The following is a 7,451-nucleotide window of genomic DNA, read 5'->3' as shown; positions in this document are numbered from 1 at the left end:
CCGCTGCCCCTACCAGGTCCTGGGCCTGGTGCTGCCGACCGCCGACTTCTGGGAGCTGCTGCAGGCCGACCCCGCCGCATTGACGCAACAACTGTCAACCCAACAGGATGGCGGATGAGACAGTGCCGTGCTCTCGTCCCGGACGGCGCACGAGGTCTGCGTGTCCGGGGCGTCGAAGGCGTCGAACAGGGGCACTCGAACGTTCCGTTTTCGGTACAGATAGAGCGACCGCCGGACGTGCTGCGACGGGTCCGGGTGCTCGGGCCACAGGTCAACCTCCTCCGCCTCGGTGAAGATCAGCTCCTCGACCTCGCTGGGGATCGGCGCTCGGATCCCCGGTCCCCCCATCTGCGGGTTCAGCTCTCCGGAGACGGCCAGGAACGCATCGCGGAGCGATTCCGCCTCGAGCCTCCTCGGCTCCATCCGGGAGACGAGCACGTTCTCCGGGTCCTCCTCGACCTGCTTCCGGAAGCGATCGATCTCCCCCGGCGCGTGGCCCGGGTCCGGAACGACCGACCGCCCCGGATTGCTCGCCTGCCGGTAAGCGCTGGAGGTCACCATCAGCCGGTGGATCGGCTTGAGCCGCCAGCCTCCCGAGATCAGCTCCGAGGCCAGCCAGTCGAGCAGCTCGGGGTGGCTGGGCAGATCCCCCCGGACGCCGAAGTCGCTGGGAGAGGCGACGATCCCCCGGCCGAAGTGATGCTGCCACAAACGGTTGACGATCACTCGGGCCGTCAGCGGGTTGTCCGCCCGGGTCATCCACCTCGCCAGCGAGGACCTCCTCCCGGAGCGGCCGGCGACCGGCTCGATCTTCCCCGGGTCGAACGCCTCGCTCCCCATGTTTGCCAGAACGACTCCCAGGGGGCGGGGCCCGACCTTCGGCCCGAGGTTGTACGGGTCTCCCCGGCGATAGACGAACGTTTCGGGCGTCTCACCCCCCTCCGGCTCGGCCAGCGCCATCGCCCTGGCTGGAGGGGGGGGCAGCGTGCGCTCGATCTCGAAGATCGCCCGCTTCAGCCGCTCGCGATCGGCGTGATCGTCCGGGTTCTTGGAGACGGCCTCGGCCACCTCCTCCCAGGAGATCCGCAACGCCTTCTCGGCCCCGGCCGCCATCTTCTGCTGAACCGGCGTTCGCTCCCCCTCCGGGATCGCCAGCACCTCCCGCTCCGCTTCCGACAGGCCAGCCTCCTTCTTCTCCCGAAGCGCCTTCCGATAGGGGGCCTCCAGCTCGGCCATCTGATCCCGAAGCGGCTTGACCAGAGCGGCGATCCGGGCCTTCTCCTGCTCGAAGGCCGCCTCCTCGGCCTGGTCGGCGATCGGAAGCTCGACGAACTCCGCTCCCTCGAAGAACGCCTGGAGCCGGTAATAGTCGGTCGTCGGGATCGCGTCGAACTTGTGGTCGTGGCACCGGGAGCAGCCGATCGTCAGGCCCAGGAATACCGAGCCGACCGTCCCTGTCACCCCGGTCAGCTCCGACTGCCGACGCACCTTCGGGTCGATGTTCCCCCCCACCACCTCCCTCGGGCCGCAGCGGCCGAACCCGGTGGCGATCAGGGCCTGCTCGTCCCCCGGGCGAAGCTCGTCCCCGGCCAGTTGCAGCGCCAGGAATTCGTCATACGGCACATCCTCGTTCAGCGCTCGGACGACCCAGTCGCGGTACCGCCAGGCATCCGGACGGTCGGCATCCAGCTCGAACCCGTTCGAATCGGCGTAATGGGCCAGGTCGAGCCAGTGCTGGGCCCAGCGCTCTCCGAAGGTCGGCCGATCCAGCAGTCGGTCCACCAGCCGCTCAAACGCATCCGGCCGGTCGTCGGCCAGAAACGCGGCCACCTCCTCCGGCGTCGGCGGCAAGCCGGTCAGGTCGAACGTCACCCGGCGGATCAAGGAGCCCCGATCCGCCTCGGGAGACGGCTCGAAGCCCATCGCCTCCATCTCCGCCAGCAAGAAGCGGTCGATCGGGTTCCGGATCCAGCCCGGATCCCCCACGTCCGGGGGCTCCGGCCGATCGATCGGCCGGTAGGCCCAGTGCTCTCGCTCCTCCTCTCCGAACGACTCCGGGGGGGCCACTGCCCCGTTGGGCTCTCCTCCCTTCGCCATCGGCGAGGCGAGCCCAGCAGCCAGAGACACGGCCAGGACGACACAGAACCATCGGTCCGTTCGCCGAGGACGGCGATCGTGGCTCATGGGCCACCTCCGGAGGCGAGGGGAGGGCGAGGGCGGACGGAAGGGTCGGTGGGAGGGGAGTCGACCCGATCGGATCAACCGGCGGACAGCGTCCTCTATTCTGCCGGGCTCTTCTCCCCTCGCCAAGCGCCAACCGCCCCCCCTCCCGCAATCACGTCCGATTCACCACCCGGAGATAATAAACGCGAAGGCCCGCCTTCTTCTCCTTGGCAAGTCGTCGATCAACGTGTGACCCCTGAGGCTCGCCCCCAGCCACGGGGACCTCGCTCGGCACACGAGCATCCACCCATTCCAACGTGGCTCCGTGCCCAATTCCCGAACCCGATTCCTCCCCGGCGCGAGGAGACGCCGCCTCGGCGCGATCGGCCAAAGGGGGCGGACGCGGGACGACCCCGGACCACGGAGCAACGGAGCGCGGAGCGACGGAGCGAAGCCAATTCGATCGAGCAAGATGGTTCCAATTCAGTGCTTAGGGAATCCAGCCCTTGCGTGCCGATTGGGGATCCGCTTCGTCCCTGGTGACGCTGCTCCCCGGGAGCGGCGATCTGGGCCGAGCCGAGCCGAGCGGGGAGTCCTCGGCGCGTCCCTGGCGCGGAGCGAAGCCAACGGCGTTCGTCAAGTGTCGGAATTGTCGAGACTTATGGCGATCAGGGGAAGCGTGCCGAGGCGCACCGGTTCCGAGGCGAGCCGCCGAGTCGGCTGCGAGCCGATTGGCCTTGCGGGGGAATCCGGCCCCTCGCGGTCGGCTCGATCGGTCTGAGATAATTGACGAGTGCATCGAGCGGGAAGCCCGAGCGGAACCGAGTGACCACCATGCCCGACCCCTCCCGATCCCCCCGAGGCCCGGAGTCCCTGAGGGCGGCCCGACGCGCCCTGCTGGTGCTGTCTCCCCTGGTGCGGTTCGGGCTGTTCGCGGTCGGACTGGGAATGGTGCTCGACCGGACCAAGGCCCTGGTCTCGGACGTGCAGTTGACCTGGGGGGAGCGCGTCGTGCTTGGCGTCGCGCTGCTGGCCTACGGCGGCGGGTTCGCGTTGGCCGGCTGGGTGGCCGACCGCATCCTCAAGGCGGCGGCCGAGCTGATCGGCCTGATGGTCGACCAGGCGGAGGCCTCGGAGCGGACGGCGATGCTGATTGAGCGGCAGGTGGCGCCCAGCCTGGCCCGGATCGCCCTGGCGGTCGAGCGGCTGACCCAGGCCCCGGCGGCGGTCGGATCGGCCGGCGACCAGGGCAAGTCGATCGCGCTGGCCGGCATCCGGCAAGCGATCGAGGAGGCTCGATGGGACCGGGCCGATCGCCTCATCGCCGGCCTGCGTCGCGACTTCCCCGACGCCCCGGAGGCCGACGCCCTCGCTCAGGAGGTCGTCGAGGGCCGCCGATTGACGGTTGACGACCTGAAGGCGAGGCTCGAAGCGGCCCGGTCCGTCAACGACCCGGACCAGGTGATCTCTTATCGAGACGAGCTGACCCTGCACCTTCGGGGAGAGGAGCTCAAGGAGCTGGACCGGCAGGTCATCGGCTGGCTGATGCTCCTGATCCAGAAGCGGCTGCGGACCGGTTCGGTCCGGCCCGACGTGGTTGGGCTCGCCTCGCGGGTCGCTGAGACCTTCGGCGACACCGCCGAGGGGGCCAGCCTGCGGGCTTCCTTGCCGACCCTCCGCCGCAGCGCCGGGCTCTGCCCGCGCTGCTCCCGGCCCTACGTTGGCGTCGACGACGCGTGCCCCGAATGCCTGGGAGTCGCCCCTCGGCAGCGGATCGCCGAGCCACCCGACCGCGGCGACGATCCGGAGGAGGCCCGATGACGATCCGATTGTCTTGCCCCGAGTGCCTGACCACCTTCCTCACCACCGACGAGCGACTCGGCCAGATCGTCTCCTGCCCCAAGTGCGGCAGCTCGGCCCGGATGCCGGCGACGATGGAGGAGGTCGCCCGGCTGGCCTCCGGCCCGAAGCGGCGTCGGGAGGACCCGCCGGCCTCCCCCGCGGTGGTCGACCCCGTCGAGGACGACCACCCGGACGACCGCCGCCGTCGCCGACTCCGACGCCTCGTGCCCTTTGTGCTCGGGGCCTTGGCCGGACTGGGGGTCGCCACCCTGGTGCTCCTCCCCCTGCTCCGTCGTCCCGAGCCGACCGAGGCGGAGGCCCCCCGCCCGATGGACCCCGTCGAGCGGACCGCCCGAGCGTTCCTCGACGCCCTCGTCTCCCGGGACATCGAGCGCATCGAGCTCCTCTCGACCCTGACCGATCCCCCCGCCATCGCGTCCTTCGATGACGCCCAGCGCGACCCCGAGGGGGACGAGACGATCCGAGGGTCGTTCGCCCCGATCGCCGCGCTACACCGGACGATCGCCGAGTCGTACACCTACGACCCGGCAATCGGCCGCTTCCAGAACGCCAACCCCCTCGGCGTGGCCGCTGAGTTCCTGGACGAGGCCGATCGGGCCAGGCAGGAGAACGAGCAGGCCGACGTTTACTCCCGGATCGCCGGCGGCAGCGCCGACGAGCAGCTCGATGCCGCGATCGAGTTCGCCGAGTCGTTTGCCAGGCTCACCCAGGCGTTGCCCCGCCGCGAGCTGGTCCCGACCTACGAGCAGCTGGTTCGGGACGCCGAGCCTCCCCTCCCCCCCGACGCCCAGGCCCTGGCCCTCCGCTTCGGCGAGGATCCAGACACCTGGGACGACCTGCTCGGTCGACCGTTCTTCACGATCGAGGCCGACGGACCGTTCGTCCTGGAGGAGGCCGAGGTGGTCGCCACGGTCGAGGACACCCTTGCCGCTGCCGGCTCCCCGGCTCGACGGCTGCGACTCCGGTTGCTTCGGTTCCGGCTCGACGCGATCGACACCGGGTGGAAGGTCGTCGCCGCCCGGCGGGAAGACGTCGGGCCGTCGGGTCCGGAACCCTCGCCGGGAGCCTTCGAATCCCCCGGGCAAACCCCGTCCCCCTGAAGCCGCCGGGCGACCGGAACCCGGGGATCGACCGGCACAGGCGCCCGGCCCGATGCGTCCGGCAACTTGACCGGCCCCCGGTCGTCGGCTACGAATCCTTAGTCAAGTGCGGGGGTTGCGGCGCGGTCCCGCCCGGAGGCCCCCGACGCCCCCGACCCCACGCGCCGACCCCTCGATCGCCGCAGAGGACACGTCCCCATGATTCGCCGATTGACGCTGGCCTGGGCGGCCCTCGGCGCCCTGGCCTGGGCCGTCCCCGCCGACGGCCAGAACACGATCTCCGACATCGCCCTGCCCGACCGCGCCGCCCTCGGGCGAATTGGTCTGGAGCGGAACTGGTTCACCGCCGTGCCGCTCCAGGCCGGCCTTGAGCAGCTCGACCACCTGAGCCTCTCCGCGGACGGCGAGCTGCTCTTCGCCCAGACCACCGACGCCCTGCTCTACTGCCTCGACGCGGAAACCGGCCGACTGATCTGGTCGGCCGACATCGGCCCCGCGGGCGGCTCGGCCCAGGACGTCGGCGTCTACGCCGAACCACCCTCGCTCCAACTCATCCCCTCCTTCGGGACCCGGGACGAATTGCCAAGCGAGGGGAGATTCCTGGTGGTCATCGCCCGGTCGACCCGCCCCTCGCCCGATGGCGGCGATCCTCAGGAGGTCCTCAACTTCCGCGTCTTCGACGCCGATGGCACCCTCGCCCTCGACACTACGGAGGACGACTACCCCGACGCCTACCGCAAGATGGCCGACCTGAAGGACCGGCTCCGGCCGCTCTGGGGGAACGCCGACCTTCCCCTGAACGAACGCAAGCGGATCGTCTCCCAGGTCACGGATGCGATCGGCTACTCGCCGGCGTCTCAGGTGTTCGCCATCAACGGCAACTTCCTCTACGCGCTCGACCGCGCCACGGGCCGCCAGGTCTGGGCGCAGCGGATGGAGGCCAACGCCTCCTCCCCGGTGGCCGCCACCCTCGATCTGGTGATCGTGGGCCTGGTCAACGGGAAGCTGATCGCCTACTCGCTGGTGTCGACCCGGGAGGAGCGGTTCCGGCGTCAGTCCGGCCCCCCTGGGGGGTTCGCCTGGAACTTCGCGACCAACGGCGCGATCACCGCCGAGCCGATCCCGACTCAGTTCGTCGTCGCCTTCGCCTCCAACGGCGGCAAGCTCTATGTTTCCCAGATCGACCCGCCCGCGATCCTGTACCGCACCCACCCGATCGGCCAGCTCTTCGCCTCGATGGGCACCTTCGGCACCGGCCCCGACAGCCGGCTGATCGTCCCGTCGATGAATGGCAATCTCTACGGCTTCCGGTTGTTCCTCTTCGCGCTGAACCCGGAGACCGGCCGGTACGACCGACCGGAGACGCCCTGGGTCTTCCCCACCGGCACCTCCATCTCCGCGCAGCCGCTCGTTGGCGGGGGAGACGTGACCGTGACCCGCCTTGTTCGGGTCGAGGAGGCCCAGACCTTCACCGGCACCGACTTGCGGGAGTATTCCCGCAACGTCACCCGGGTCGTTGAGCAGGAGGAGACCATCGCGATGGCTCCGGCCGTCTACGTCCTCAACGACGCGGGCCTCCTGTTCGCCGTCGACCCGGAGACCGGCACGCCCATGCCGAACTGGTCCGAGCCGATCCCCATCCCCGGGACCGAGCGGGAGCAGGTTGACCCGAGGACGGGCCTCCGATACCCGGTGCCTGGCACGGCCCAACTGGCGCTCGACCCGGCCACCGGCGAGCCGGCCCTCCGGCCCAAGGGGGTCCAGACCGGCGCCAATCGGATTCTCGCCCTGAGCCCGACCCGGATCTATCTGAAGACCGAGTACGGCGACCTCGCCGTCGTGAGCCGAGACTCTGGCGAACTCGTCGCTGGTCCCTCCGAGACGTTCGGCCGACTCGGTCTCGACCTCAGGGGATTCTCCCTGGCGGTCACCAACGACGTCCACGATCGGATCTACCTGGCCACCGCCACCGGGACGCTGATCTGCCTCCGGGAGCCCTCCCCCAGCCCCGACGTCGTCTACACCGGGCCGATCCCGCTCCGGGCGGCCTCGGAGCGACCGTTCGGCTTCCTCCGAGACGACAGCACCGAGGACTCCCAGACCCCTCCCCCGGTCCCCGTCCCGGTTCGTCCCCAGGCCGAAGAGCCCGCCGAGGACGACAACCCGTTCGACTTCGGCTTCGGCGCCCTGCCGGCACGTCCCCGGCGGATCCGCTAAGCCCCCGAGGGGGGCCCGGCTCCGGATCCCCTCGCATCCGGGGCCGGTTTCCGAATCCCCCTCACCCCCCTTTCCGGAAAGGCCGCCCCCGGGGCGGCCTCCCGTCGC

4 protein-coding genes are annotated in these 7,451 nt (G+C 70.4%); 3 read left to right on the top strand and 1 reads right to left on the bottom strand.

What is annotated here, in order from left to right; translation table 11 throughout:
- Positions 1-9 precede the first annotated feature (9 nt).
- A complete protein-coding gene (locus TsocGM_RS05080; RefSeq protein ID WP_126724219.1) occupies positions 10-2,184 on the bottom strand; it encodes a DUF1549 and DUF1553 domain-containing protein in 2,175 nt (724 codons plus the stop codon).
- A gap of 804 nt (positions 2,185-2,988) precedes the next feature.
- Here TsocGM_RS05080 and TsocGM_RS27520 point away from each other — a divergent pair.
- From TsocGM_RS27520 to TsocGM_RS05065, 3 genes are all read left to right on the top strand, one after another.
- Positions 2,989-3,984, top strand: a complete 996-nt coding sequence (locus TsocGM_RS27520) for a hypothetical protein (RefSeq protein WP_126724218.1) — start codon at positions 2,989-2,991, stop codon at positions 3,982-3,984.
- On the top strand, positions 3,981-5,126 hold the full coding sequence (locus TsocGM_RS05070; RefSeq protein ID WP_126724217.1) for a TFIIB-type zinc ribbon-containing protein: 1,146 nt from the start codon (positions 3,981-3,983) through the stop codon (positions 5,124-5,126). Before TsocGM_RS27520 ends, TsocGM_RS05070 begins: the two co-directional genes overlap by 4 nt.
- Before the next feature lie 198 nt (positions 5,127-5,324).
- Positions 5,325-7,343, top strand: coding sequence for an outer membrane protein assembly factor BamB family protein (locus TsocGM_RS05065; protein WP_126724216.1), 2,019 nt, complete (start codon positions 5,325-5,327; stop codon positions 7,341-7,343).
- Positions 7,344-7,451: the final 108 nt, after the last annotated feature.

The organism is Tautonia sociabilis (genome assembly GCF_003977685.1).
Taxonomy (GTDB): Bacteria; Planctomycetota; Planctomycetia; order Isosphaerales; family Isosphaeraceae; genus Tautonia; species Tautonia sociabilis.
The sequence above is the reverse complement of the archived record's forward strand: the minus strand, read 5'-3'. Positions and strand labels throughout refer to the sequence as shown.